Annotated in this window: 1 protein-coding gene; it reads left to right on the plus strand. The window is 55.2% G+C overall.

From position 1 onward, the window contains the following. Positions 1-97: 97 nt before the first annotated feature. Positions 98-308: ATP-binding protein (locus IV91_RS0115165; RefSeq protein ID WP_031599612.1), on the plus strand; the 211-nt coding region annotated here is incomplete at its 3' end.

A 308-nucleotide genomic window follows, 5' to 3' on the forward strand; every position in this document is an offset into this window, starting at 1 on the left:
TGCCAGAACCTGGCCCCTTGCACCTCACTCGCCATCAGGATCTGCTTGAGATCGATATCTCTCCCCCAGACCTTTCTCTCTATGAGGAGCACTGACCATGACCGATCCCCTCGATAGCCATCTCGAAAGCTTGCATCTGCCTTATACACGCCAACATTACACCGCCTTGTCCAAGGTGGTGGGAGAGCGCTCCTGGTCCTGCATCGATTACCTCGAGAACCTTATCCAGGGTGAAATCGAAGAACGCAACACCCGCTCCATTCAACGGCGTATTGCCGCAGCCCGTTTCCCGGTCATCAAATCCCTCG

Origin of the sequence: Ferrovum myxofaciens (assembly GCF_000735045.1) — a bacterium.
Taxonomy (GTDB): domain Bacteria; phylum Pseudomonadota; class Gammaproteobacteria; order Burkholderiales; family Ferrovaceae; genus Ferrovum; species Ferrovum myxofaciens.